The organism is Serratia sp. CY74737 (assembly GCF_052166775.1).
Classification (GTDB): Bacteria; Pseudomonadota; Gammaproteobacteria; order Enterobacterales; family Enterobacteriaceae; genus Serratia; species Serratia ureilytica.
Map to the genome: position 1 here is coordinate 54,942 of NZ_JBJNOF010000015.1, position 24,356 is coordinate 79,297.

Here is a 24,356-nt window from a genome sequence, read left to right on the forward strand (position 1 = left end):
ACGGGGTGAGATTAAATCGTGTTGTTATTGCGTTTTCGCAGATCAAGGGCTGAAACCATTCAACTGATAGACGTTGCGCATTATAAAGGCTAAGCGGCGGGAAACAAAATAAAAAACCGCGGCGGTGCGGCGGATATGTCAAAACGAGGGCAAATGTGGCGCAAATGCAACGCGTTGCGTACGGCTTGTTGCGCAAATAACCTTGCTGTAAATGCGGCTTAGCGCGTTTGCGGGATTTCCAGCAGCACACCGGCGCTCAGGCAGAAGCAGCCGCTGGCGACGTTGGCCGGCAGGGTCAGGCTCTCGCCGGTCCGCACTATCCGCGTGTCGCCGCCGAGGGTGAACTCGAATTCACCCGATATCACCCGGGTTTGCAGCGCGTGCGCGGGCTTTTGCAGCTGGCCGAAGGCCCCGGTCTCGAAACGCACTTCCGCTGCCGGCGAACCGTCGCTCATCACGCCTTCACGACGGGCAAGGCCATTGTCGAGCGGTAAAAAGGGGGTGTTGGCGGTGAAGGTGGTCATGTGGCGTTCCTGATGGCTGATGGCGGTAGTTCGGCGCAATCGACATGAAAAATCGAGCGGTCGGGCAGAGACGAAACAGCGAGAATTATAACGCGATAGGGGGAGAGGTGAATCAGCAATATGGTGCGTCCGAGTGGACTCGAACCACCGACCCCCACCATGTCAAGGTGGTGCTCTAACCAACTGAGCTACGGACGCACTGCACTGCTTCTGAAATTTGGTGCGTCCGAGTGGACTCGAACCACCGACCCCCACCATGTCAAGGTGGTGCTCTAACCAACTGAGCTACGGACGCACTGTACTGTTTCTGGAATTTGGTGCGTCCGAGTGGACTCGAACCACCGACCCCCACCATGTCAAGGTGGTGCTCTAACCAACTGAGCTACGGACGCATCTTTTCCTGTCTGTCATGGCTGACAGCGGGGACGAATATTAACGAGCTACCCGCGTGCTGGCAAGGGGAAAAACGCAATTTTATTCGGTATTTCACGCGATTGCTGAGGTTGTGCGCAGACAGGCGTTTTTTTCCGCAACCCGCTGCCCGGCCGGGGAGAAAACCGGCCGGGAACGGACTCAGCGGGTAGAACGCTGCAGGATGACGGTGGTCGGCTGTTTCTGCAGCCAGCGCATGCGCAGCGCCATCATGATGGCGGCGAAGGTCAGGCCGATGATAAAGCCGATCCAGAAACCACTCGGCCCCATCGCCGGCACCACCGCATCGGTCAGCGCCAGCAGATAGCCGCTCGGCAGGCCCAACACCCAGTAAGCGATGAAGGTAATGAAGAAGATCGCGCGAGTATCTTTATAACCGCGCAGCACGCCGCTGCCGATCACCTGGATTGAATCCGAGATTTGATACAGCGCCGCCAGCAGCATCAGCTGCGAGGCCATCGCCACCACCGCCGGGCTGTCGTTGTACAGCAGGGCGATCGGTTCGCGGAAGGTGGCGGTAAACAGCGCAGTGCAGACGGCCATGGTGATGCCCACGCCGATGGCGGAGTATGCGGCGACGCGCGCGCCTTCGACCGACCCTTCTCCCAGACGATAACCGACGCGAATGGTGGCGCCGACGCCCAGCGACAGCGGTAACACGAACATCAGCGCGCTGAAGTTAAGCGCGATCTGGTGGCCGGCGACCGCGACGATCCCGAGCGGCGATACCAGCAGCGCCACCACGGCGAACAGGGTGACTTCGAAGAACAGCGCCAGCGCCACCGGCATGCCGATGCCGATCAGGCGCTTCAGCGCCGCCCAGTCCGGGCCGCCGAGATCGCCTGCCTGGCGCTTGATGTCGCGCTGCGACGGCGCGCGCTTCACGTACCAGCGCATCATCAGGAACATGATCCAGTAGACGCTGCCGGTCGCGACGCCGCAGCCCACGCCGCCCAGCTCCGGCATGCCGAACTTGCCGTAGATGAAGATGTAGTTGATCGGGATATTCACCAGCAGGCCGAGGAAGCCGATCACCATGCCGGGCTTGGTTTTGGACAGCCCTTCGCACTGGTTGCGCATCACCTGGAAGAACAGATAGCCCGGCGCGCCCCACATGATGGCGTGCAGATAACCGACGGCTTTATCCGCCAGCTGCGGATCGATGTTGTGCATCATGTCGATGACGAATTTGCAGTTATACAGCACGACGATCAACAGCACGGAAACGCCGGAGGCCAGCCAGAAGCCCTGACGCACCTGATGGGCGATACGATCGCGACGGCCGGCGCCGTTTAACTGGGCGATCACTGGGGTCAGCGCCAGCAGCAGGCCGTGGCCGAACAGGATGGCCGGCAGCCAGATAGAGGTGCCGACCGCAACCGCCGCCATATCGGTGGCGCTGTAAGCGCCGGCCATGATGGTATCCACCACGCCCATGGCGGTTTGCGAGATTTGCGCGATGATCACCGGGATAGCGAGAGCCAATAAACTACGCGCTTCAATTAAGTACTTCTGCACGCATACACCTTTCTATTTTATATATGTGGGAGGGAGGGCTGCCGCGAGAGGACAACAATTAAAATAGCGGAATTTTGTCAAAAATATTGTACCTGCTCGGCGTCGTTAAGCAAACGTCGCAGATAAATAGTTATTAAATGCGCAGGGACGCGTTTTTTGCCGTCGCGGATTTGGTTTTCAGCGCCAACTGGGGCAAACTGCCGGAAGCGTTTTAATCTATTGAGTAAGAAGAGGCACATATGTTCACCGGTATCGTACAAGGCACCGCGCCGCTGGTCGCCATTGATGAGAAACCCAATTTCCGCACCCATGTGATCGAGATGCCTGCAGAACTGCTGCCGGGGCTGGAGCTGGGCGCGTCGGTGGCCCATAACGGCTGCTGCCTGACCGTCACCGCGGTGGAAGGCAACCGCGTCAGCTTCGATTTGATCAAGGAAACGTTGCGCCTGACCAACCTCGGCGATCTGGCGCTGGGCGACATCGTCAATATCGAGCGCGCGGCGAAATTCAATGATGAAATTGGCGGTCATTTGATGTCCGGCCATATTATCTGCACGGCGGAAGTGGCCAAAATTTATACCTCGGAAAATAACCGTCAGGTATGGCTGCGCATGCCGAATGCGGAATTGATGAAATATGTGCTGCACAAAGGTTTCATCGGCATCGACGGCATTAGCCTGACCATCGGCGAAGTGGTGAATAACCGTTTCTGCGTGCATCTGATCCCGGAAACCCTGGAGCGCACTACGCTGGGTAAAAAACGCCTGGGCGATAAGGTGAACATCGAGATCGATCCGCAGACGCAGGCGGTAGTGGACACCGTCGAACGCGTGCTGGCCAATCGGGAAGCGACGCTGGCGGCGGCGGTGGCGCCGGCGCACAAAGACTGACAGCGATTCGGGCGTTGCCGCCGGAGTCGAATCATAAGCAGAGAGGAGAAACGCGTGAAGTTTTATGGGAAAACGTTGTTGTTAACTGCGTTGCTGGCGCTGAGCGCCTGCAGCAGTTCACCTGAGCAGGGCGGCGGCGCGCAAGTGGCCGATGCGGACGATACCTGCGGCGCTTCGCAGTATCAAAACTACGTCGGCAAGCCGATGACGTCGCTGGAAGGCGTGCGGATCGAATCCAAGGTGCGCGCCATTCCATACAACTCTGCCGTCACCATGGATTTCAACCTGCGCCGTCTGAACTTCCTCGGCGATAGCAACGATAAAATCATCCGCGTTTACTGCGGCTAAGCCGCCTGGTTCGAAAGAGCAAAAAAAGCCCCGGCGATGAGGTTGCCGGGGATTTTTTTATTAGGGGAGCGTTCAGCGTGCGACGCGGATGCCGCCTTCAACGCCTTTCGGGCTGAACACCACCTGCCACAGCTGCAGATCGCGCGCCCGAAACGCGCCGGCGCAGGCGTTCAGGTAATAGCTGAACATCCGCTCGAAGCGCTCGGAATAACGTGGAGCAAGCTGCGGCCACGCCTGCTTGAAGCGCTCGAACCAGGCCATCAGCGTGCGATCGTAGTCGGCGCCGATGTTGTGCCAGTCTTCCATCACGAAATGGCCTTCGCTGGCCTCGGCGATATGCCTCACCGAGGGCAGGCAGCCGTTCGGGAAGATATATTTGTTGATCCACGGATCGACGTTCATGTCGGTCTTGTTGGAACCGATGGTGTGCAGCAGGAACAGGCCGTGCGGCGCCAGATTGCGCTCTACCACGTTGAAATAGGTGCGATAGTTTTTTGGCCCGACGTGCTCGAACATGCCGACCGAGACGATGCGATCGAACTGCTGATGCAGATCGCGGTAATCCTGCAGCAGGATCTGCACGTCCAGCCCGGCGCAGCGTGCCTGAGCCAGCTTCTGCTGCTCGGCAGAAATGGTCACGCCGACCACCGACACGCCGTAATTTTTCGCCGCATAGGCGGAGAGGCCGCCCCAGCCGCAGCCGATGTCCAGCAAGCGCATGCCCGGCTGCAGCTGCAGTTTTTCGCAGATCATCCGCAGTTTCGCTTCTTGCGCTTCCTCCAGCGTGGCGGCGTCTTTCCAGTAGCCGCAGGAGTATTGCATGTAAGGATCGAGCATCAGCGTAAACAGATCGTTGCCAAGATCGTAATGCTCTTTACCGACGATCCAGGCGCGCTTTTTCGATTGCAGATTGGTCAGGCGCGCCGCGGCGATACGCAGGGTATCTTTCAGGTGGTGGGGGAGCTTCTTCTCCAGCCCGGCGCTGACCACGCGCTGGAAGAATATATCCAGCCGCTCGCATTCCCACCAACCATCCATATAGCTCTCGCCGAGACCCAGGGAGCCTTGCTGCAAAACGCGTTTAAAGAATTCGGGGTTTTTAACCTGAATATCGAAAGGGCGCGATCCGTTGATTTCGATACCGGCCAGACCGAGCATTTCGTGCGCGATACGGTACCACTGGTTATCCTGGATGCTCAGATCTTCTATACACGATGAACTCATAGCTTCTCCATCACCTTCTTCTGACTGATGACCCGTTAGGAAACAGCTTAGACAATTTCTGCGGGTGCATACGTATACCGACGGGAAATAAGCCCGCGGCGTCTGATATCCGACTATGAACAGAGGAAATTTAAAGAGGCGACCCGACGCAAACGGCGCAGGATAAACGCCTCTTCAAAAAAAGAGTGTGACGCGAGACGCGTACACAACAGCTAATTGAGATATAGAGATTATAAGATGTTACTTTACAAGGTTGTTTTTGAGTATAGGCGCGCCGAGGCATTGACTCAACTGTAAATCGCACTCGGCACGCATATTCTTTAAGTGATTATTTAGCTTGGCAATTATGACGCTGAGTTAGCATGTTCGCGCGGCGTTTCTTGCGGCGCCTTGGCCGCTTTTCCCCGCTGCAGGAAATACCCCAGCGCGGCCAGTATCACCGTGGACACCATCACCGTCACCGTCGCCAACAGCGGCTGCGCAATAAACGCCGACACCAGCATGCTTGCCACAAAACACAGCCCCAGCTGCAGCGTATTTTGCAGCGCGGCGGCTTTGCCGCTGCTTTCCGGGAACGGCATCAGCGCATTCGCCACCATGATCGGGTAGCCGGCGCCGTTGACCAGCGCCATCACGCAGAATGGGATCAGCAGCGTGGTGAGCGTCGGATTGGTCAGGGTCGCCACCAGATACAGCGCCACCATGCTGACACCATAAGCTACCAGCAGCCACGGCAGCAGAGTTTTGCCATTGATGCGCTTAAGCGCGGCGCGGCAGCCGTAGCCGCCCAGCAGGAAGGCCAGCGTTTGCGGCACATAGCTCAGACCGATGTCGCTCGGGCTATAGCCCATATCGCCAAGGATGAACGGCGAACCGGTCAGCCAGGCGAAGAAACCGGCCGAGCAGGCGGCGTACATAGCGACGTTGCCGCTGAACACCGGAGATTTCAACAGTTGCCAGAAGCTGACGCCGTTTTTCGGCGCGTCGGCGGCGGGGTGCGTTTTGGCGCGCTCTTTGAGCAGCAGCGTCGGCAGCAGCAGCAGTGCGGTGATCACCAACAGCGCGGCGAAGATCGCACGCCAGCTGGCGTGGTTCAGCAGCCAGGCGCCAAGCAGCGGCGCCAGCGCCGGTGACAGCGCCACCAGCGGCATGATGGTGGCGAACACGCGGTTGGCCTGGCCTTCGCGATAGCGGTCGACCACCAGCGCTTGCCAGATGGCGGTGGCGGAACAGACGCCGACGGCCTGAATAAAGCGCAGTATCCAGAGCTGCACGGCATTTTCTACCCACAGCATGCCCAGGCAGCCGAGCGCGAACAGCGTCAGGCCAATCAATAATACCGGTTTGCGGCCCAGTCGGTCGGAGAGGGGCCCCCACAGCAGTTGCGCGAAGGCGAAGCCGGCCAGAAAGATGCTCAGGCTGGCGCTGACCGCGCCGGCGGAAATTTGCAGTTCCTCCCGCATGGCGCCGAAGGCGGGCAGGTACATATCGGTCGCCAGATAACCCAGCATGCTCAGGCCGGCGAGGTAGAACATAAAGCCAAAAGAATTTCGCATGGTATTTCTCGTTAATATTTTAGTGTCGCAGGTTTTTAGCGCCGGCCAGTGTATCCGGCTGGATCTCTGCTTGTGAAACGGTAATATTTGCAAAGTGCTGTTAAAAAAATTGAAGGCAAAGCGATGTGGTCTGAATATTCTCTTGAAGTTGTTGACGCGGTCGCGCGCACTGGCAGTTTCAGCGCGGCGGCGCAGGAGCTGCACCGGGTGCCGTCGGCGGTGAGCTATACCGTGCGGCAACTGGAACAATGGCTTGCGGTGCCGCTGTTTGAGCGGCGTCACCGTGATGTGGAGTTGACGCCGGCCGGCGCGCTGTTTATCAAGGATGCGAGAGTTGTTATCAAAAAAATGCTCGACACCCGTCGCCACTGTCAGCAGGTGGCCAACGGGTGGCGCGGCCAGCTGAATATCGCAGTCGACATCATCGTCAAACCCCAGCGCAGCCGCCAGCTGGTGCTGGATTTCTACCGCCATTTCCCCGATGTTGAACTGATGCTGCAACCCGAAGTGTTTAATGGCGTGTGGGATGCGTTGGTGGACGGTAGGGTGGACATGGCGATTGGTGCCACCCGCGCGGTGCCGGTCGGCGGCGGCTTCGCTTTCCGCGACATGGGGGATATGAACTGGCTGTGCGTAGTCAGCCCACAGCATCCGCTGGCGCAGCTGGCAGGGCCGTTAAATGACGATCGGTTGAGGCCGTACCCTGCGCTTTGTCTGGAAGACACCTCGCGCAATCTGCCCAAGCGCGTCACCTGGACGCTGGATAACCAGCGGCGGCTGGTGGTGCCGGACTGGACATCGGCGCTCGACTGTCTGTGCGCCGGGCTGTGCGTCGGCATGATGCCGGCGCATCTGGCGCTGCCGCGGGTGCAGCGCGGTGAGCTGAAGGCGTTGCAGTTGCAGCAGCCGTTTCCCGCCAGCCCCTGCTGCCTGACCTGGCAACAGGATAAACCGTCACCGGCGATGAGCTGGCTGCTGGCGTATTTGGGCGATGGCGAGACGCTGAATCAGGAGTGGCTGAGTGAGGCGGCACCGGAAGCCGCGCCGGCTTCCGGTAGGGAGGACGATCAGCGGCGGTAGTCGATGAACGGACCGTCGGCGACCGAACGGCGTTCGACCAGCTTCGGATGCACTTCGATCACCTGCGATTCTTCGCGCTTGCTGATGATGCGATCCAGCAGCATGGTGAAGGCCATTTCGCCCAGACGTTCTTTCGGCTGATGAATGGTGGTCAGCGCCGGGGTGAAGTAGCGGGCGTTGCGCACGTTGTCGTAGCCGATCACGGAAATATCCTGCGGCACCCGCAGCCCCAGTTCGTCGGCGGCGCAGATGGCGCCCATCGCCATGATGTCGCCGCCGCAGAATACCGCGGTCGGTCGCTGTTTTTGCGACAGAATTTGATGCATCGCCTTGTAACCGGACTCCGGCTCGAAGTCACCTTGGACGATCCACTCTTCGCGAATATCGATATGCGCTTCCTGCAGCGCCTTCATGAAGCCCTGATGCCGACCGCCGCCGGTGTTGCGCGACAGCTGGCCCGGGATAGCGCCGATATCGCGGTGGCCGCGCTCGATCAGGTAACGGCCGGCCAGATAGCCGCCTTCGAACGCGTTATCGATGATGGTGTCGGTGAAGTCGCCGCGCGCGGCGCCCCAGTCCATCACCACCATCGGGATATTACGGTAGTCCTCCAGCATGCCCAGCAGTTGATCCGGGTATTCGGAACACATGACCAGCAGGCCGTCGACGCGCTTTTGCGCCAGCATCGCCAGGTAGGCGCGCTGCTTGTCCAGATTGTTGTGCGAGTTGCACAGGATCAGGGTGTAACCTTTGCTGTAGCAGCTGTTTTCCACCGCCTCGATCACTTCGGCAAAATAGGGTGCTTCGCTCGAGGTGGCCAGCAGACCGATAGACTTGGTGTGATTGACTTTCAGGCTGCGTGCCACGGCGCTCGGCGAGTAGTGCAGCTCTTTGATCGCGGCCCACACGGCCGCTTTGGTCTCTTCGGCGACGAAACGAGTCTTATTGATGACGTGCGAAACGGTGGTGGTGGAAACGCCCGCGCGTTTGGCCACATCTTTAATCGTTGCCATGTAAGGAATGACTCCTGAACTCACATGTTTACAGCATGTAAGTGTGATGTTAATCGTTTGCCTACGTAGATCCTTCTCCAGAGAAGCGAAAACTGAGTTTTTAGTGTGTTGAAGTCTTCAGCGCTTAATCAGGAGGGGCATGGATGCCGGTACGCAGTTGTGAACTGCGAATTTTGTCGCATATTGAACAAAAGTGGAAGAGGTAATCGAGATTATAAACCGGGAAATGATAACAAGATTTTATCGGCGAACTGTGGGAAAATGATTTGACGTACTAATTGTGCGCCTTTTATCCTTAGGAAAGCCCATTTTAAAGGAGTTGTCATGGATACCGATCTGAAGATGTCTCTGTTCACTACCGTCGGCGCGTTGGCGATGATCATCGCTTTCAGCTTTGTCGCCGCGTTGAACTGATTTCCCGCCAGTTCGCCAGTTATAAAAAAGGCGCAGCCCAGCTGCGCCTCATCACTTAGGCAAGGCCTGCGTTTACGCCAGGTTTTCCGCCGCAAATGTCCAGTTGACCAACGCCCAGAAGTTTTCCAGGTATTTTGGACGCGCATTGCGGTAATCGATGTAATACGCGTGTTCCCACACGTCAACGGTCAGCAGCGGTTTATCTTCACCTGTCAGCGGAGTTGCCGCGTTGGAGGTGTTGACGATCGCCAGCGCGCCGTCCGGTTTTTTCACCAGCCAGGTCCAGCCGGCGCCGAAGTTTTTCACGGCGGCATCGGTGAACTGCTCTTTGAACGCAGCGAAAGAGCCGAAGGATTTGACGATCGCCGCCGCCAGTTCGCCCTGCGGTTCACCGCCGCCCTGTGGCGACAGGCAGTGCCAGTAGAAGGTGTGGTTCCACACCTGCGCGGCGTTGTTGAACACGCCGCCGTTGGAGGTCTTGATGATCTCTTCGAGCGATTTGCCCTCGAACTCGCTGCCTTTCACCAGGTTGTTCAGGTTAACCACGTAGGTATTGTGGTGTTTGCCGTAGTGGTATTCCAGGGTCTCGGCGGAGATGTGCGGCTCGAGCGCGTTTTTCTCATACGGTAATGCAGGTAATTCAAACGACATTGCTTCCTCCTTTACAGCGCCACTTTCTTCCCGCCCAGGCGGGAGCCAGATGGGCCGTTTTTTATTGTGGTCATTCAATCTTAACAATTTTCATCATAAAAAACAGGAGGAAAAGCGAGAAATGCGCGTGGGGGAGTGCGATGGGCGATAGCTTGAGCAGGCGGTTGTGACCGGGGCCGCAACCGCGCAGAATAGGGAATTAACGAATGGTTTTCGGCGTCACTACGCGGCGTGCGCCGATGTAGTGGTTCTGCCAATAGTCGTTGTCGAGCTGGCTGATGCGGATCTCTTCGCCGGTGCGCGGCGACTGGATGAATTTGCCGTTGCCGAGGTAGACGCCGACATGATCCGCCACGCCGCGGTTGTTAATGCGGAAGAACACCAAATCGCCGCTTTCCAGTTCGCTTTTCTTGATCGGCGCCGCGTCGCGCAGGTGATACATTTCGTTGGCGGTGCGCGGCATCTTGATTTTCACCACGTCCTTATAGGCGTAATAGATAAGGCCGCTGCAGTCGAAGCCGGTGCGCGGCGAGCTGCCGCCCCAGCGGTAAGGCTTGCCCATCTGATCCATCAGCTTGGCCATCGCGGTCTGCTTGGCGTGCTGGTAACGCTTTTTGTGCGCCGGGCTGAGTTTCAACGGTTTTTCATCACGCGCCAGCTTGGCGGTGGCCATACCGGCTTCGCGGTGGCGGCCATAGCCTTTTTTGTAGCCCTTTTTCGGCGGGGTGACTTTAATTTTGGCGGTTTTCTGCGCTTTGGCCTTGGGTTTGGCGCTGACGATCTTTTTCGCGCTTTTCTCGCTTTTGACCTTGGCGGTCTTAGTTTTTTTCTCGGGGGCCGTCACTTTGGCTTTTTTGGCGGCTTTATCCGCTTTCTTTTTTCTGCGGTCATCGGGCCGCGCTTCATTGGCATGGCTTTTACGCTGCTCGGCGGCAACACGCGCCTGTGGCGCAGCGTGCGCCAAATTGAAGAAGAGCTGCGTAAACAGCAGCGCAAAGAGCGTAAGAATTAAACGCATGTCGACGTCACCAACCTTGGCCCCGAAACGGATATCGAAAGAGTTACAGTATTCCCGAATTTCGCCATATAAAACAGCGAAGAACTCATAAATAATAATCCATATTGTGAGAAAACGTTAATGACATTTTTTTTGGTTTAAAATCAGCCTGTTGGTGTATAAAAAAGCGCCAGGCGGCGGTGGCGGATATAATTAAGCCGCGCCGTCATCGCGGCGCAATATATTAGTGAAATGGTCGGATTAAAAATGTTATTCTCAACGTATGTTTTGACCGGAATGACGTGGCCGGTGAAACGCGATCGGCGGCGGGCGAATATCCTTGCAAAAGATGGCGTTTTCTTGCGACTGTTCCAGCCGCTACAATAGCCCGCGTGATGCATGTTGTAGCCATGAAATGTGGCTTGAGGAAGCAATAAATGACGACGACACTTGAAAAAATTCAGCACCAGATCGCTGAAAACCCGATTCTGCTGTACATGAAGGGTTCGCCAAAGCTGCCGAGCTGCGGCTTCTCTGCGCAGGCTGTGCAAGCGCTGTCCGCCTGCGGCGAGCGTTTCGCCTATGTGGATATTCTGCAAAATCCGGACATCCGCGCCGAGTTGCCAAAATACGCCAACTGGCCGACTTTCCCGCAGCTGTGGGTAGACGGTGAGCTGGTCGGCGGTTGCGATATCATCATCGAAATGTATCAGCGCGGCGAATTGCAGCAGCTGATCAAAGAAACGGCAGAAAAGTATAAAGCGCAGGAAGACCAGCAGTCTTAATCGACAGACTTGCGGTTATCGCGTAACGGGCGGCGCCAGTGCAAACTGGGCCGCCTTTTTTATTGGGCTTATTCGGCGAGATCGCCGGCGGGCAGCGGCCAGCCGCCGAGACGCTTCCAGCGGTTAACCAGCTCACAAAACAGCAGGGCGGTTTGTTCGGTGTCGTACAGCGCGGAGTGCGCCTGGCTGCTGTCGAACGGCATGCCGGCGGCGATGCAGGCTTTGGCCAGCACCGTTTGCCCCAGCACCAGGCCGCTCAGCGCAGCGGTGTCGAAGGTGGCGAACGGATGGAACGGATTACGCTTCAAACCGGCACGTTCGGCCGCGGCCATCAGGAAGCTGTGATCGAAGTTGGCGTTGTGCGCGACGATAATGGCCCGGTTGCAACCGCGATCCTTGAGCCCTTTGCGCACCGCTTTGAAAATGGCGTGCAGCGCGTCGTATTCGCTGACCGCACCGCGCAGCGGGTTGTGCGGATCGATGCCGTTAAACGCCAGCGCTTCCGGTTGCAGGTTGGCACCCTCGAAAGGCTCCACGTGGAAGTGCAGGGTTTCGTCGCGCTGCAGCCAGCCGTCTTCATCCATTTTCAGCGTCACGGCGGCGATTTCCAGCAGCGCATCGGTATTGGCGTTGAAGCCGGCGGTTTCAACATCTATTACTACGGGATAAAACCCACGAAAACGACCACTCAGGGCGTTAAGATCACTTTTTTCGGCCATCAGTTTCTTATCTTCATCGAATGCAGCGCGCATTATGGCAAATTTTGCGCCCGGTTGCAGGCGCTATCGCGCGGAGAATCAGCGGGGCGCAGCGCGCCCCGAGAGAGGCTTAGTGGCCGAGGCCTTGGCCGGCGTGTTTGTTTTCGATCAGCTCGATTTTATAACCGTCCGGATCTTCGACGAACGCGATCACCGTGGTGCCGCCTTTCACCGGGCCGGCCTCACGGGTGACGTTGCCGCCGGCGCGGCGGATGTTGTCGCAGGTGGCGGCGACGTCGTCCACGCCCAGCGCCAGGTGGCCGAAGGCGGTGCCCATGTCGTAGCTGTCGGTGCCCCAGTTATAGGTCAGTTCGATAACCGCGCCTTCGCTCTCTTCCGTATAGCCGACAAAAGCCAGCGAGTATTTGTACTCCGGGTTTTCGCTGGTGCGCAGCAGGCGCATGCCTAATACCTTGGTGTAGAAGTCGATGGAGCGTTGCAAATCACCGACGCGGATCATGGTATGGAGTAAGCGCATAATTCCTCTGAATTGACTGTGCCGTGGCAGACGGCGGGTGGATTGAAGCACAAGCGAGTATAGCCTTGTCCCGCAAGGGAATTCAACGTGACGAGTTGGTGACGATGTCACTTTTCGCCCCCTCGCCATGGGTGTTTAAATATTGATCGAGTGTACCGATCGATACGAAGTAATTGATCTGCACAATCAATTATCAATTCCGCGCGTAACCGTGTAGAAATTGACCTGTAGCAGATAACAACACCAGGGAACGTCGGCCCGCCTTGTGCGGGCCTTTTTGCGTGCATAAAAAAACGGCCAGGCGGTTGCGTGGCCGTTTAGGGTCAGGACGGGTTACTTCGTCAGAAACGGATAGTCGGTATAACCTTCGGCGCCACCGCCGTAGAAGGTTTCCGGCTTAGGTTCGTTGAGCGGGGCGTGTTGACGGAAACGCTCGACCAAATCCGGATTGGCGATGTAGCTACGGCCAAAGGCCACCGCGTCGATGAAGCCTTTTTCGATCAACGCTTCGGCTTTTTCAGCGGTGTAGGCGCCGGCACCGACAATCACCCCTTTAAAGTGGGCGCGCACCGAGTCGCGGAAGGCGTCGGAATACGGTTTGCCGCCGGCCCAGTCCGGTTCGGAGATGTGCAGATAGGCGATATTGCGCTTATTCAGCTCTTCCACCAGATACAGCGCTGCTTCTTCCTGATCTTCACCGTTGTCCAGGCCGTTGAACGGCCCCAGCGGCGAGATGCGGATGCCGATGTGCTCGGAGCCCCATTCTGCGATGGCGGCGTCGACCACTTCCAGCGTCAGGCGGGTGCGATTCTCGATGCTGCCGCCGTATTGATCGGTACGTTGGTTAGACGCCGGAGACATGAACTGGTGCAGCAGATAGCCGTGAGCCGCATGCAGCTCGATAAAGTCGAAGCCGGCTTCACGCGCGTTGGCGGTCGCCTGGCGGAAATCGTTGACGATGCCCGGGATCTCGCTGGTTTCCAGCGCGCGCGGCGTAGAGGTCGGTACGCGCACCCAGGCGCCGGTTTCGTCACGCACGGTGGTGCGGGTGTCTGCGTTGATCGCCGAAGGGGCGACCGGCGCTTGTCCGCCCGGCTGGAGGCTGGTGTGGGAGATGCGGCCTACGTGCCACAGCTGTACGGCGATGTGGCCGTTTTTGTCGTGTACCGCCTGCGTGATGTGTTTCCAAGCGGCGATCTGCTCCGGGGTATGCAGGCCCGGCGCACCGGCGTAGCCTTTCGCCTGGAAGGAAATCTGCGTCGCTTCGGTCACGATCAGACCGGCGCCGGCGCGCTGCGCATAATACTCCGCCATCAGCGGCGTGGGAATGTCGCCCGGTTCGATGCTGCGCAGACGCGTCAGCGGAGCCATAAACACGCGGTTGGGCAGGGTGACTGCGCCAACTTTCAGCGGAGAGAGCAATTTTTCAGTCTTCATAGTGCATCCTGTATTTAATAGACCGGTCGTCTAGTTATGGGCGATAAAAAACACGAACTGCATTTTCACGAAAAAAGACGGTGGCGTTACGGCTGCGGCGGGCGCAGCAGCAACTCGATGCTTTCCAGCGCGCTGGTCAACGGGGCCAACGATCGCCGGATCTTGGCGCGCAGCGAGGCGCCGAGCCACAGGGCATACAGCGTCTCTGCAGTTGCCGCCGGGCTCATGGCTACCGACAGCGATCCCTCGGCGATGCCGCGCTCAATGGCCGCCTGCAGGTGGCCGATCACCCGGGCGGTCCCGGTTTCCAGCGCATGGCGCATCGGCTCCGACAGGTCGCTCACCTCGGCGGAGAGTTTCACCGCCAGACAGGCGTTATGACATTCGCTGCGGCAGTGGTAACTGATGGCCTGGGCGTAATACCCCAAGAGCTGGTGGCGGGCATCGGTATGCTCGTCGGCAAACAGCTTTTGCATTTGCGCATCATAGTGCGCGAAATAGCGTTGCAGCATCGCTTCGCCGAAGGCTTCCTTCGAGCGGAAATAGTGGTAGAACGATCCTTTCGGCACGCCCGCCGTGGCCAGCAGTTCGCTCAGCCCCATGCCGGTAAAGCCCAGGCGCAGGCTGAGGGTTTCGCCGGTGGCGAGCAGATGTTCACGTGTATCCACGTTGCAATGCGTTGATTTGGTCATCATGGCGCCGAGCATAATAGACCGATTGGTCTAGGTCAATGGGAATAAAAAAACCGGCGCACAAAACGCCGGTTGGTCTCAAGCATTGTGCCTCAGCGGCACGCGGAAGTTAAGCGCTTACGCCGCGTTGCGGCAGCGTTGCAGAATATCCAACTGGGATTGATATTCACGAGTCTGCACATTCAGCATGCCCAACAGGGTGTGGAACAGATTGTCCTGCGAGACGTCGTCCTTTTCCGCCAGTGCGCTCAGGCACTGGCGATCGATGCCGAAATTGCGCTGATAGTCGGCCGACATCCACATCAGGAATGGCACGTGAGTTTGCTGGCTCGGCGCGAAGACATAAGGCGTGCCGTGCAGATACATGCCGTTTTCTCCCAGCGATTCGCCATGATCGGACAGGTAGACCAACGCGGTATTGAACCGGTCGTCATACTGCTGCAGCAGCTTGATGGTGGCATCGAGCATCGCGTCGGTATACAGGATCGAGTTGTCGTAGGTGTTCACCAACTGCTCATGGCTGCAATCCTGGATCTGATTGCTGTTGCAGGTCGGCGAAAACGTCTGGAACTGCGGCGTGCTGCGGCGGTAATAAGCCGGGCCGTGGCTGCCCATCTGGTGCAACACGATCACGCCGTCGTCTTTCAGGCTATTGATGTAGTCGTTCAGTTTGTACAACAGCACATTGTCCATGCAAACTTCGCCGTCACAGTCCTGCGGCAGTTTCAGTTTGGTCATGTCGATGTGCGGCACCCGATCGCAGGCGCCTTTGCAGCCGCCGTCGTTATCACGCCACAGCACGTTGACGCCGGCATGCGCCAGCACATCGAGCATGCCTTCCTGGTGCGTCGCCTGAGTTGCGTCGTACGCTTTGCGCGGCATGTTGGAGAACATGCAGGGGACGGAGATCGCCGTTTCGGTGCCGCAAGAGCTGGCGTTCTTGAAATAGACCACGTTGTCCTGCTTGAGGCGCGGGTTGGTCTCGCGATCGTAGCCCCCGAGAGAGAAGTTTTCGGCGCGGGCGGTTTCGCCCACCACCAGGATAACCAGCGTTTTCTTGGCCTGTCCGGCGATCAGCGGCCCTTTGCGCGCGTCTTCACCGATCTTCACCAGCGGCAGATTGCGCGTGAAGTAGCGCTGCTCGGTAAACTTGATGGTGCCGGCGACGAAGTTGGAAGGCGTTAACATCTTCACCACGCTTTTATTGTTGCGGATCAGCGAAGCGTAGTCTTTGTAGAACAGCGCGGCGATGATCAGGATCACCACCAATGACAGCATGACGTTGGCGGCGCGCAGCCCAACCATGTACCACCAGGGGCGGGTCTGGCGAATATGGGTGAAGCAAACCGCCGCCGCCGGCAGGACGCCGAGCAGCGCCAGCCACAGCCCCATGCGCGGCGTCAGCAACGCCGTCGCTTCGTGGGTGTTGGTTTCAAAGGCGTTTTGCATCATGTTGCCGTCGATCACCACGCCATAGCTGTACATGAAATAGTTGGCTGCGGCGCTGCCGAGCAAGAAAAAGACGATCAGCGGTTTGCGCAGGTAGGGCACGGTCAACACGCTGAAGATAATATTCAGCGCACAGAAGATCACCACCGGCATGCTGGCGGCGAATATCACGCTGTGGACGCTATCGAAGGTGATATACGACCAGGCGCGATGCAGGAATAACGCGTTTTGGAACAGAGTGAAGAACAGGGCGGTGGCGAGGATAAAACCGAGGCTGTTGCACTGTAAGCGTTGACGTAACCACATTGCCAAATCTGGATCCTGAGAGTAGATAATGCCTTGAAATCTACCGGATGAAACTTAAGAAAACCTTAGAAATTCAGAATACTGGCGGCGGCGAACGCGGGAAAACGCCAGGCCGGTGGCCTGGCGGTGAGGGGATTTAGTAGGCGGCGGTGAATTGGGCACGAATAAACTGAGGTTTTTCAATCTCATCGACGATAGCCACCGCCAGATCTTCCACCGAAATGCTGGCCGGCGCGTCGCCGTTCATCAGCAGCTGCGTTGTGCCGAGGCGGAACTGGCCGGTGCGTTTGCCCGGTTCCAGCAGGGCGGCCGGAGAGAGATAGGTCCAGTCGAGCGCTGATTCGTTGCGCAGTTTATTGCGCAGATCGCGCACCGCCTGCGCGCCGGGGCGGATATTTTCCGGGAATTGCGGCGTATCCACCAGTTCAACGCCCGGCGCCACTTCCAGGCTGCCTGCGCCGCCCACCACCAACAGGCGCTTGACGCCTGCCTGCTCGACCGCGGTAAGGATTTGCTGGGCGCCGCGCGTAGTCTTCTCATACAGGTTGTCTTCGCCCCAGCCGGGATTGTAGGCGCTGATCACCGCATCCTGACCGTGCAACTGCCCCGCCAGCCAGGCGGTATCGGCGACGTCGCCCAGCGCGACGGTCAGATTAGCGTGGTCCGGCAAATCTTTTTTCTGACGGGCGATCGCCGTTACCTGAATGCCGCGAGCCAGCGCTTCATCCACCACACGGCGGCCAACAAAACCGGTTGCTCCAATAATGGCTACTTTCATCTGTATGCTCCTTCAGGGATGGGTCAGTATCGTAAGGCAGGCCGATGTGCCTGCTGCGTGGGATCTACTCTAGTCCTTAACAATAGCCGTGATTAGTGCCATATTCATGCTTTCTTGATTAAGTAAAACTTCATAATCGTGGATAAACTCAATCGAATGGCGGTGTTCGCCACCGTGGTGGCGGAGGGATCGTTGGCCGGTGCGGCGCGGCGGCTGGGCATGACGCCGTCGGCGGTCAGTCAGCATATGCGCTCGCTGGAGAAGGCGCTCGGGGTGCCGCTGTTGCACCGCTCCACCCGCCGTCTGGCGTTGACCGAGGCGGGGGCGGCGTTTTATCCCGGCTGCGAGGCGATGCTGCAACAGGCGCAGCAGGCGGAGCAGCGGCTGGCGGAACTGCGGGACACGCTGGTGGGCGAGCTGCGCATCGCCACTCCGGTCGGCATCGGCGGCCGCTCGTTGGCGGAGGCGCTGGCGCCGCTGTTGCAGGCGCATCCCAAGCTGACGCTGCGGGTGCTGGCGGACGATCGCATCGTCGACATGATAGAACAGCGGGTCGACATTGCGCTGCGCGCCAATCGTCAACTGGCGGACGCCAATATGATCGCTCACCCGCTGACGGCGTGGCCGATGGTGCTGTGCGCGGCGCCGCGTTACCTCAGCCAGCATGGGGTGCCGGAAAAGCCGCAGGATTTGGTGCAGCACCGCTGGATCTCCAGCGGCTACAGCGGGGCCCATCTGGATTTGCTGCATCAATCCGGCCAGCAGGTCAAGCTGCGGCTGGCGGAGGGGCAGATCGTCAGCGAGAGCATGAACGTGATGCGCGCCTTTACCCGCGCCGGTCTGGGCATTTCCGTTCAGCCGCTGTATGAAATTGGCGACGAGCTGCAGCGCGGCGAGCTGTTGCTGCTGTTGCCGGAGTGGCGGCCGGCGCCGCTGCGGCTGCACGCGCTGACGCTGGAACGCACTATGCCGGAGAAAAGCCGCCAGGCGCTGCGCTATTTGCGCGACTATTTTCGCCGCAATGGCGAAAAGGGACTTGCCAGCGGCGGCGATGACGTCTTCAATTAGCAGGAGAATGCAGGAGGGTCAGTGGCACAGCAGCTTGAATTTTTCGACATCCCCAGCCCGTGTCGCGGCATTTGCCAGGCCGACGATCGCGGTTTCTGCCGTGGCTGCCTGCGCAGCCGCGAGGAGCGGTTCGGCTGGATGAGCATGAGCGACGCGCAAAAGCGCGAAGTGCTGCGTCTGTGTCGCCAACGTTTCCTGCGCCTGCAGCGCGCCAACAAAGCCCCCGACGAGCCGCTGCCGGAACAGCCTTCGCTGTTTTGACCCTTTCCTGATCTGCCGCACGTTCATGCGCCTTTGCGCTTCCCTGCGCCTCACCGGCTTGTGTATGCTGGCTGACAACTAATGTCATGAGGTTTTCGCAATGGTAGAACGCATTCGTCTCGCGCCGCAGGGGCCTGAATTTTCCCGTATGATTTGCGGTTACTGGCGGTTGATGGAGTGGGGCATCTCGCCGCAGCAGCTGCTGACGTTTATCGAACAGCATGTCGAACTGGGCGTCACCACCGTCGATCACGCAGATATCTATGGTGGTTATGCCTGCGAGCAGGCATTCGGCGACGCGCTGCGCTTGAAGCCCGCGTTGCGGCAGTCGCTGGAGCTGGTGAGCAAGTGCGGCATCGCCACCACCGCCAAGCCCGGCAACCCGATCGGCCACTACATCACCGATCGCGATCATATCGTACAGAGCGCGGAACACTCGCTGCGCCATCTGCATACCGACTACCTCGACCTGTTGCTGATCCACCGCCCGGATCCGTTGATGGACGCTGACGACGTGGCCGAAGCCTTTGTCGCGCTGCACAAAAGCGGCAAGGTGCGCCATTTCGGCGTCTCTAACTTTACGCCCGCGCAGTTCCAACTGCTGCAGTCGCGTCTGCCGTTCTCTCTGGTCACCAATCAGGTGGAAATCTCGCCGATTCACCAACCGGCGATCCTGGACGGCACGCTCGACCAGTGCCAGCAGCTGCGCATCAAACCGATGGCCTGGTCCTGTCTGGGCGGCGGCCGCTTGTTCAACGACGCCGAGTTCCAGCCGCTGCGCGACGAGCTGCTGCGGGTGGCGCAAGAGATCGGCGCCGAGACCATTGAACAGGTGGTTTATGCCTGGGTGATGCGCCTGCCGTCTTCGCCGCTGCCGATTATCGGCTCCGGCAAGATCGAGCGGGTGCGTTCGGCATTGAAGGCGCAGAAACTGGCGCTGAACCGCCAGCAGTGGTTCCGCATTCGCAAGGCGGCGTTGGGGTATGACGTGCCCTAAGGCGGAGCAGAAAGAGGAAAGCCGGGCGGCGAAAGCGCCCGGCTTTTTTTACGTCGCTCTTTAGGCCAACACCACCTGATCGGGGTTGAAATGATCGAGCGAGACGCCGATCAGCGTGACCTGGCTGTGGCCGAAGGCCAGCACCAGATCGTCGTTTTGCTGCGTGGCATAGTCGCGGATATTCCCGCTGGCGCCCTCGGTGCCGATAAATACCAGTTTGTCGGTGGCGTTGAAGCCATACAGCTGGTCGCGGCCGAAATCGCCGCTGAACAGGAAGGTATTGCCGTTGCCGACCCCCTTCAGAATGTCATCGCCGCTGCCGCCGACGAAGGTCAGGTTGCCGCCGGCATGGCCGATCAGCGTATCGTTGCCGGCGTTGCCGAACAGCCAGGCGTCGTGGCTGCGAGCCTGCAGGACGTCATCGCCGTCGCCGCCGGTGGTGGCGGCCGCATAGGCTTTGAGGCCCGAATCCGATTTCAATCCGGCGGCGGTCACCTGATGATCCACCTCTTTGCTGAAAATCAGCCAGGAGGTTTCTTTGCTGCGCAGGGTGCTGATGTTGTCCGCCAGCGTAATGCCGCCCTTGGCGTCGCGCAGGTAAAGCGTATTGCCGTCGTAGGCGACCTCGGTGTTTTTCAACGCCTGCTGGGTATCGAAGATATTGTGGCCTTTGCCGCCGGCGATCAGGTTATAGCCGCCGGCGTCGCGGAAGATATCGTCACCGTCGCGGCCCTCGAGATAGTCGTTGCCTTTGCCGCCCTTGATCAAATCATTGCCGTCGCTGCCGATGATAAACGTCGGCCCGCTGTGCGTTTCCGCGTTGCGGTTCAGATCTTCCACCCAGGTACTGCCGCGCGTGATGTTCGACAGGTTGGAGACGATGATGGTCGAGTCTTTGTCGGTCAGCGAATAAAACTCGGAGTTCAGCACCCGCATCAGGCCATCCTGATAGAAGAACGGCAGGTGGGATAGCCAGGTCGGAATGTTGAGAATGGAGAACGGCAACAGATTCCAGGCGTCCGACGCGTAGTGGTCGTTGAAGTTGACGATATTGTTGGTGGCGGAGGTATGCGGCGCATCGTGAACGCCCAATGACGGCAGGGTCAGCGAGGTGCCGTCGAGCGCGCGAAACACCGGATCGTTCTCATAGCCGATGTTGATCACCTTGCCGCCAGCTTCGTACTGGGTCGGCGAGGCGAAGGCGACATAGTTGGACTGCGCGTAGAAGCCGCCCCAGTTGGCGTCGCTCTGCGCCGCCATGCTGTTGACTGCCAGCCCGCCGAGGCTGTGGCCGCTGATCACCACGTCTTCGCCGCTCAGCCCGTGGGCCTGCGCGAATTTCGCCACGTCCCCCAGCAAATTGCCGAAGGCCTTCAGCGTATAGCCGTCGGCATAGCCTTTCGGCCCGAACCCGGCCAACAGATCGTTAATCACATCGCCGATGGTATCGCCGATCAGCGACTCGCGCGGGCCGCTGGTACCGCGAAATGAGATGCCAATGGCGGTGAGATTGCCTTCGCTGTCATATTTGCCCAGCACCTCGGCCTGAGCGGTGGTGTAACCGGCGGTTTCGCCGTAGTAGGTGCCGCGCGCATCGGTTTTGCCGGCGTAACCCAACTGCGCGGCGTCGATCACTGACCAGCCGGCATTGTTCACCGCGTCCTGCGCGGCCTGTTCGGAGTCGGGGTTCCAGGGAAGACCGGGCAGGCCGCCCTGCGACTGGGTGCTGCCGATGAGCGCCGTGATCAGCGTCAGCGGCAGACCGAGGCCGAAACCGGTCTGGTGATAGCCTTCATCGAAGCCGTTATCGATATTGTGGTAAGCGTAGGTAGAGATGGCCAAGGCGTCGGAAAACAGCGCCTTTGACGCGTTTTCGTCCAGATCCTTATAGCTAAAGATGCCCATATCAGTTCCTTATGAAGTATGCCGCCTGGCCGGGAAGTGAACTCTCGCGCGTCGGCGGTGGAAACAGGGAAACAACGTTAGCCGAACGACAGCTGGTCAGAGGACCAACATCGGTAGAATTATTATTGGTGCTAAATATTAGGCCCGCGAATCAAATTGGCGAGATTGTGCGTTGGTTAACAGTGCTGGCGCTGGCTCTCCTATACTGATAACTCGATATAGTCATTAAGGAGACTGATTGATGAAACGTTATTGGTATGCGGCGCTTGGCCTGATGGCCTGCGGGGCCGCTCAGGCGGCGACGGTCGACGTTGAGATGAACTTGGTGACCGGGCAGGGCATCGGTCAGGATATCGGCAAAGTGGCCATCAGCGAAACGCCTTACGGCTTACTGTTCACGCCGAGCCTGAAAGCCTTGCCGGCCGGGGTGCACGGTTTCCATGTGCATGAGAAAGGCAGCTGCGAGCCGGGCATGAAGGACGGCAAGGCGGTGGCGGCGCTGGCGGCCGGCGGGCATTTTGATCCGCAAAAAACCGGGAAACACCTCGGGCCGTATGCCGACGGGCATCTGGGCGATTTGCCGGCCATCTATGTGACCGCCGACGGCATGGCGAACGATCCGGTGTTGGCGCCGCGGCTGAAAAAAATCAGTGAAATTGAGGGCAAGGCACTGATGGTGCACGCCGGCGGCGATAATCACTCGGATCATCCGCTGCCGCTCGGCGGCGGCGGCGAGCGCTTCGCCTGCGGCGTGATCAAGTGATCATCCGCCGCTGACGGCCGCAGTGGCGGCGGGCTGGCCAATGGCCTGTTGCAGTTGCTGCAGCGAGCAGTAGAGCCGCCAAATCAGGCCGGCCAGATCGCGCGCCGCCTGTTCCGGGTGGTGCGCCAGGGCGTTGCTCATGCGCAGCAGTTCTTGCAGCGTGGCGTCCAGCGAACTGTGCTGCACGCCTTTCTCCGTCATGATGCCGCGCAGGCAGTGGATACAGACGTTGCGCACCGCCGACAGCGGATCTGAGCGGGTTTGCCAGTCGCGCAGCTGCCAGACGATATGGCTGCAGTTGAGCAGCACCACGCCCCAGCGCAGCAACCAGGTGCGCGCCTCCTGATCCTGACTTTGATTGAGCTGGCTGATGCGATGGTAGATCAGCGATTCAAACTGGCTTTCGCTCTGCTGCGGCTTTTTGCTCAACTGATCGATAAAGTCGCGGCGCAGCGCGCGGATAATACGGCGGCTCTTTCGCTTGTCCGAGCTGGGGCGCAGGATCTGAAACGCCAGCCCGGCCAGCAGCACACCGACAATTTTACCGATGTTGTCATTGATAAAGGACTGGTAGTCATAGCTCGGCGGATTGCTGACGGTCAGAAATGAGCCCATAAAGACGATCAGCTGCCCCCAAAGCGCGGCATAAGGCGGATTCTGCAGCTTGAGCATCTGCATGGTCACCAGGATCGGGAACAGGAAGGCGCAGAACACCCAGAAATCGTCAATCTGGATCATCAAACCGAATTTCACCACGAAGCAGGCGACCGAGAGCAGCAGCACCGCCTTGAGCAAGGTGCTGACGCTGTTGATCGGCGAAGGCGTGGAGGAGTAGAGCACGCAGCTGATGGCGGTGAGCGTCAGCGCCGCGCTGCCGGCGTCCCACTGCGTGTTGATCCAGTAGGCGCAGCCGATCACGATGCATAAAAAGGTGCGCAGGCCGTTATAGGCGGCTTCGTAGCTGTCGGTATGGCGCGCCAGCGAGGTGACGCGCGGCGGCTGGAGATCGCTGACCGCCGTGGCGCTTTCCAATCGCTGCAGCCAGCGGTTGCAGCGCAGGTAAAGCCAGCAGAAATCACGCAAACGCAGCCAGAAGGCGCGATGGCGGTAGTCCGCTGCATCTTGCGGGGCGATCTGCTGGAGCAGGCGCGCCAAGCGATATTTATCGGTGGCGGGATCGCGCAATTCATCCAGCAGTTGCGTCAGCACCGGCATCAGATTGGCGGGACGATCCGGCCAGTTCAGCAGCATGCGGCGCAGGCTGGAGATGACGCTGGTAATGCGCAGCTGCTGGTGCAGCAGATAGTTGAGCAGGTTATTTTGCCGCCGCAGGCGGTAGTGGCTCCAAAACGCCTGAATGCGCAGCAGGTTCATGGTCAGGATCTGGCCGATAACCCCTTCGTGCGAGGTGCGCATCTGCGCGGTGACCTCCGGCTGCCACAGCATGGCGGCGTGCTCCAGCAGCCGCTGCTGCATGCGCCGCAGCGAAGTCAGCAAGGCTTCGCCGTCGGAGGTGCTGGGCAGGATCATCATCATCAGCCCGCCGCACAGAATGCCGGTGATCACTTCGCAAACCCGCGCCTGGGCGATATCGAAGATCTGCTGGGTATCGGTGACGTTGACCGTACCGAAGGCGATGATGGCGGCGGTATAGCCCGCCAGCGCGAACGCGTAGGAAACGTTGTTTTGATAATGGTTGGAGATATAGGTGCATAGCCCGATCCAGGCGGCGATGAACAGCGTGAACAGCCAGGGATCGTTCAGGCAGTGGCCGGCGATCGCCACCGAGGCGGCGGCGCCCACCAGGCTGCCGAAGATGCGGCCGATGCTTTTGCTGATCACGCCGCCGATGGTGGGGAAGCTGACCACCGCGGCGGAGGTGAGCGCCCAATAAGGTTCGTCGAGCTCGAGCACGAACGCCACCCACAGCGCCAGACACATCGCCAGCGAGTTGCGCAGCGCATAGCGCCATTGGCCGCCGGTCGCTTTACCCCAGGGGGTACGGCTCCACTCCAGAAAGGGCAGGTTCACA

General features: G+C 59.1%; 24 protein-coding genes and 3 tRNA genes. 9 read left to right on the forward strand and 18 right to left on the reverse strand.

Annotation, left to right across the window (positions count from 1 at the left end; all coding sequences use genetic code 11):
- Window positions 1-218 precede the first annotated feature (218 nt).
- From ACJ8PE_RS19970 to ACJ8PE_RS19990, 5 genes are all read right to left on the reverse strand, one after another.
- Window positions 219-524, reverse strand: a complete 306-nt coding sequence (locus tag ACJ8PE_RS19970) for a cupin (protein WP_046686960.1) — start codon at window positions 522-524, stop codon at window positions 219-221.
- Between the two features lie 121 nt (window positions 525-645).
- Window positions 646-722: transfer RNA gene (locus tag ACJ8PE_RS19975), tRNA-Val, on the reverse strand.
- A 20-nt stretch (window positions 723-742) separates the two neighbouring features.
- A tRNA-Val gene (locus ACJ8PE_RS19980) sits at window positions 743-819 on the reverse strand.
- A 20-nt stretch (window positions 820-839) separates the two neighbouring features.
- A tRNA-Val gene (locus ACJ8PE_RS19985) sits at window positions 840-916 on the reverse strand.
- Between the two features lie 181 nt (window positions 917-1,097).
- Entirely contained in the window at window positions 1,098-2,474 is a 1,377-nt protein-coding gene (locus tag ACJ8PE_RS19990) for an MATE family efflux transporter (protein WP_033652604.1), read from the reverse strand.
- A 239-nt stretch (window positions 2,475-2,713) separates the two neighbouring features.
- Here ACJ8PE_RS19990 and ACJ8PE_RS19995 point away from each other — a divergent pair, with 239 nt between their 5' ends.
- Both ACJ8PE_RS19995 and ACJ8PE_RS20000 read left to right on the forward strand, forming a co-directional pair.
- Window positions 2,714-3,364 (forward strand): riboflavin synthase, encoded by a 651-nt coding sequence (locus tag ACJ8PE_RS19995; protein WP_033642912.1) that lies wholly within the window; start codon window positions 2,714-2,716, stop codon window positions 3,362-3,364.
- Between the two features lie 54 nt (window positions 3,365-3,418).
- Complete coding sequence (locus tag ACJ8PE_RS20000) at window positions 3,419-3,712, forward strand: I78 family peptidase inhibitor (RefSeq protein ID WP_033642913.1); 294 nt, start codon at window positions 3,419-3,421, stop codon at window positions 3,710-3,712.
- Between the two features lie 72 nt (window positions 3,713-3,784).
- Here ACJ8PE_RS20000 and cfa read toward each other — a convergent pair whose 3' ends face one another.
- Both cfa and punC read right to left on the reverse strand, forming a co-directional pair.
- The gene (gene cfa, locus ACJ8PE_RS20005) at window positions 3,785-4,936 is read right to left on the reverse strand and encodes a cyclopropane fatty acyl phospholipid synthase (protein WP_033642914.1); all 1,152 of its coding nucleotides are present in this window, start codon (window positions 4,934-4,936) and stop codon (window positions 3,785-3,787) included.
- A 344-nt stretch (window positions 4,937-5,280) separates the two neighbouring features.
- A complete protein-coding gene (punC, locus tag ACJ8PE_RS20010; RefSeq protein WP_197792912.1) occupies window positions 5,281-6,492 on the reverse strand; it encodes a purine nucleoside transporter PunC in 1,212 nt (403 codons plus the stop codon).
- Between the two features lie 123 nt (window positions 6,493-6,615).
- On the opposite strand from punC, the gene punR reads away from it, so the two are divergent.
- Window positions 6,616-7,572 (forward strand): DNA-binding transcriptional activator PunR, encoded by a 957-nt coding sequence (gene punR / locus ACJ8PE_RS20015; RefSeq protein ID WP_197760047.1) that lies wholly within the window; start codon window positions 6,616-6,618, stop codon window positions 7,570-7,572.
- Here punR and purR read toward each other — a convergent pair.
- Window positions 7,560-8,585 carry an HTH-type transcriptional repressor PurR gene (gene purR, locus ACJ8PE_RS20020; RefSeq protein WP_004931336.1) on the reverse strand — a complete coding sequence of 342 codons (1,026 nt, stop codon included), beginning with the start codon at window positions 8,583-8,585 and terminating at the stop codon, window positions 7,560-7,562. The genes punR and purR overlap by 13 nt on opposite strands.
- A 324-nt stretch (window positions 8,586-8,909) precedes the next feature.
- On the opposite strand from purR, the gene cydH reads away from it, so the two are divergent.
- Complete coding sequence (cydH, locus tag ACJ8PE_RS20025) at window positions 8,910-8,999, forward strand: cytochrome bd-I oxidase subunit CydH (RefSeq protein ID WP_004931335.1); 90 nt, start codon at window positions 8,910-8,912, stop codon at window positions 8,997-8,999.
- A gap of 72 nt (window positions 9,000-9,071) precedes the next feature.
- On the opposite strand, the gene sodB is transcribed toward cydH, so the two are convergent.
- Together sodB and ACJ8PE_RS20035 are read right to left on the reverse strand one after the other, a co-directional pair.
- The gene (gene sodB / locus ACJ8PE_RS20030) at window positions 9,072-9,650 is read right to left on the reverse strand and encodes a superoxide dismutase [Fe] (RefSeq protein ID WP_004931333.1); all 579 of its coding nucleotides are present in this window, start codon (window positions 9,648-9,650) and stop codon (window positions 9,072-9,074) included.
- A gap of 199 nt (window positions 9,651-9,849) precedes the next feature.
- Window positions 9,850-10,668 carry a C40 family peptidase gene (locus tag ACJ8PE_RS20035; RefSeq protein ID WP_042784370.1) on the reverse strand — a complete coding sequence of 273 codons (819 nt, stop codon included), beginning with the start codon at window positions 10,666-10,668 and terminating at the stop codon, window positions 9,850-9,852.
- A gap of 416 nt (window positions 10,669-11,084) precedes the next feature.
- Between ACJ8PE_RS20035 and ACJ8PE_RS20040 the strand changes: the two genes are divergently transcribed.
- Window positions 11,085-11,432, forward strand: a complete 348-nt coding sequence (locus ACJ8PE_RS20040) for a Grx4 family monothiol glutaredoxin (protein ID WP_004931329.1) — start codon at window positions 11,085-11,087, stop codon at window positions 11,430-11,432.
- A 68-nt stretch (window positions 11,433-11,500) separates the two neighbouring features.
- Here the strand turns inward: ACJ8PE_RS20040 and rnt are convergent, their stop codons facing one another.
- From rnt to ACJ8PE_RS20070, 6 genes are all read right to left on the reverse strand, one after another.
- The gene (gene rnt, locus ACJ8PE_RS20045) at window positions 11,501-12,184 is read right to left on the reverse strand and encodes a ribonuclease T (protein WP_016927925.1); all 684 of its coding nucleotides are present in this window, start codon (window positions 12,182-12,184) and stop codon (window positions 11,501-11,503) included.
- Between the two features lie 76 nt (window positions 12,185-12,260).
- Window positions 12,261-12,668, reverse strand: a complete 408-nt coding sequence (gene gloA / locus ACJ8PE_RS20050) for a lactoylglutathione lyase (protein WP_033652600.1) — start codon at window positions 12,666-12,668, stop codon at window positions 12,261-12,263.
- Window positions 12,669-13,001: 333 nt separating this feature from the next.
- Window positions 13,002-14,105 carry an alkene reductase gene (locus ACJ8PE_RS20055; protein WP_033642920.1) on the reverse strand — a complete coding sequence of 368 codons (1,104 nt, stop codon included), beginning with the start codon at window positions 14,103-14,105 and terminating at the stop codon, window positions 13,002-13,004.
- Between the two features lie 86 nt (window positions 14,106-14,191).
- Window positions 14,192-14,812 carry a TetR/AcrR family transcriptional regulator gene (locus tag ACJ8PE_RS20060; protein WP_033642921.1) on the reverse strand — a complete coding sequence of 207 codons (621 nt, stop codon included), beginning with the start codon at window positions 14,810-14,812 and terminating at the stop codon, window positions 14,192-14,194.
- A 102-nt stretch (window positions 14,813-14,914) separates the two neighbouring features.
- On the reverse strand, window positions 14,915-16,552 hold the full coding sequence (gene eptA, locus ACJ8PE_RS20065) for a phosphoethanolamine transferase EptA (RefSeq protein ID WP_046898485.1): 1,638 nt from the start codon (window positions 16,550-16,552) through the stop codon (window positions 14,915-14,917).
- A 136-nt stretch (window positions 16,553-16,688) separates the two neighbouring features.
- Complete coding sequence (locus ACJ8PE_RS20070) at window positions 16,689-17,330, reverse strand: NAD(P)-dependent oxidoreductase (RefSeq protein WP_046686966.1); 642 nt, start codon at window positions 17,328-17,330, stop codon at window positions 16,689-16,691.
- Window positions 17,331-17,468: 138 nt separating this feature from the next.
- Between ACJ8PE_RS20070 and ACJ8PE_RS20075 the strand changes: the two genes are divergently transcribed.
- The 3 genes from ACJ8PE_RS20075 to ACJ8PE_RS20085 all read left to right on the forward strand — a co-directional run bounded on the left by ACJ8PE_RS20075 (window position 17,469) and on the right by ACJ8PE_RS20085 (window position 19,656).
- Window positions 17,469-18,398 carry a LysR substrate-binding domain-containing protein gene (locus ACJ8PE_RS20075; RefSeq protein ID WP_187174031.1) on the forward strand — a complete coding sequence of 310 codons (930 nt, stop codon included), beginning with the start codon at window positions 17,469-17,471 and terminating at the stop codon, window positions 18,396-18,398.
- Between the two features lie 21 nt (window positions 18,399-18,419).
- On the forward strand, window positions 18,420-18,659 hold the full coding sequence (locus tag ACJ8PE_RS20080; protein ID WP_019455980.1) for a DUF1289 domain-containing protein: 240 nt from the start codon (window positions 18,420-18,422) through the stop codon (window positions 18,657-18,659).
- Between the two features lie 100 nt (window positions 18,660-18,759).
- Window positions 18,760-19,656: an aldo/keto reductase gene (locus ACJ8PE_RS20085; protein WP_197760049.1), complete on the forward strand. Its 897-nt coding sequence runs from the start codon at window positions 18,760-18,762 to the stop codon at window positions 19,654-19,656.
- A gap of 60 nt (window positions 19,657-19,716) precedes the next feature.
- On the opposite strand, the gene ACJ8PE_RS20090 is transcribed toward ACJ8PE_RS20085, so the two are convergent.
- Window positions 19,717-21,561, reverse strand: coding sequence for a polyurethane esterase (locus tag ACJ8PE_RS20090; RefSeq protein WP_197792911.1), 1,845 nt, complete (start codon window positions 21,559-21,561; stop codon window positions 19,717-19,719).
- Between the two features lie 241 nt (window positions 21,562-21,802).
- On the opposite strand from ACJ8PE_RS20090, the gene sodC reads away from it, so the two are divergent.
- On the forward strand, window positions 21,803-22,324 hold the full coding sequence (gene sodC / locus ACJ8PE_RS20095; RefSeq protein WP_033642927.1) for a superoxide dismutase family protein: 522 nt from the start codon (window positions 21,803-21,805) through the stop codon (window positions 22,322-22,324).
- Here the strand turns inward: sodC and ACJ8PE_RS20100 are convergent, their stop codons facing one another.
- On the reverse strand, window positions 22,325-24,355 hold the full coding sequence (locus ACJ8PE_RS20100) for an FUSC family protein (protein WP_033642928.1): 2,031 nt from the start codon (window positions 24,353-24,355) through the stop codon (window positions 22,325-22,327).
- Window position 24,356: the final 1 nt, after the last annotated feature.

What these genes read in the sequence shown, in the direction of transcription:
- ACJ8PE_RS19970 (WP_046686960.1), bottom strand. Translation starts at nt 524, where the DNA reads ATGACCACCTTCACCGCCAACACCCCCTTTTTACCGCTCGACAATGGC.
- ACJ8PE_RS19995 (WP_033642912.1), top strand. Translation starts at nt 2,714, where the DNA reads ATGTTCACCGGTATCGTACAAGGCACCGCGCCGCTGGTCGCCATTGAT.
- cfa (WP_033642914.1), bottom strand. Translation starts at nt 4,936, where the DNA reads ATGAGTTCATCGTGTATAGAAGATCTGAGCATCCAGGATAACCAGTGG.
- punC (WP_197792912.1), bottom strand. Translation starts at nt 6,492, where the DNA reads ATGCGAAATTCTTTTGGCTTTATGTTCTACCTCGCCGGCCTGAGCATG.
- punR (WP_197760047.1), top strand. Translation starts at nt 6,616, where the DNA reads ATGTGGTCTGAATATTCTCTTGAAGTTGTTGACGCGGTCGCGCGCACT.
- purR (WP_004931336.1), bottom strand. Translation starts at nt 8,585, where the DNA reads ATGGCAACGATTAAAGATGTGGCCAAACGCGCGGGCGTTTCCACCACC.
- cydH (WP_004931335.1), top strand. Translation starts at nt 8,910, where the DNA reads ATGGATACCGATCTGAAGATGTCTCTGTTCACTACCGTCGGCGCGTTG.
- sodB (WP_004931333.1), bottom strand. Translation starts at nt 9,650, where the DNA reads ATGTCGTTTGAATTACCTGCATTACCGTATGAGAAAAACGCGCTCGAG.
- ACJ8PE_RS20035 (WP_042784370.1), bottom strand. Translation starts at nt 10,668, where the DNA reads ATGCGTTTAATTCTTACGCTCTTTGCGCTGCTGTTTACGCAGCTCTTC.
- ACJ8PE_RS20040 (WP_004931329.1), top strand. Translation starts at nt 11,085, where the DNA reads ATGACGACGACACTTGAAAAAATTCAGCACCAGATCGCTGAAAACCCG.
- rnt (WP_016927925.1), bottom strand. Translation starts at nt 12,184, where the DNA reads ATGCGCGCTGCATTCGATGAAGATAAGAAACTGATGGCCGAAAAAAGT.
- gloA (WP_033652600.1), bottom strand. Translation starts at nt 12,668, where the DNA reads ATGCGCTTACTCCATACCATGATCCGCGTCGGTGATTTGCAACGCTCC.
- ACJ8PE_RS20055 (WP_033642920.1), bottom strand. Translation starts at nt 14,105, where the DNA reads ATGAAGACTGAAAAATTGCTCTCTCCGCTGAAAGTTGGCGCAGTCACC.
- ACJ8PE_RS20060 (WP_033642921.1), bottom strand. Translation starts at nt 14,812, where the DNA reads ATGCTCGGCGCCATGATGACCAAATCAACGCATTGCAACGTGGATACA.
- eptA (WP_046898485.1), bottom strand. Translation starts at nt 16,552, where the DNA reads ATGTGGTTACGTCAACGCTTACAGTGCAACAGCCTCGGTTTTATCCTC.
- ACJ8PE_RS20070 (WP_046686966.1), bottom strand. Translation starts at nt 17,330, where the DNA reads ATGAAAGTAGCCATTATTGGAGCAACCGGTTTTGTTGGCCGCCGTGTG.
- ACJ8PE_RS20085 (WP_197760049.1), top strand. Translation starts at nt 18,760, where the DNA reads ATGGTAGAACGCATTCGTCTCGCGCCGCAGGGGCCTGAATTTTCCCGT.
- ACJ8PE_RS20090 (WP_197792911.1), bottom strand. Translation starts at nt 21,561, where the DNA reads ATGGGCATCTTTAGCTATAAGGATCTGGACGAAAACGCGTCAAAGGCG.
- sodC (WP_033642927.1), top strand. Translation starts at nt 21,803, where the DNA reads ATGAAACGTTATTGGTATGCGGCGCTTGGCCTGATGGCCTGCGGGGCC.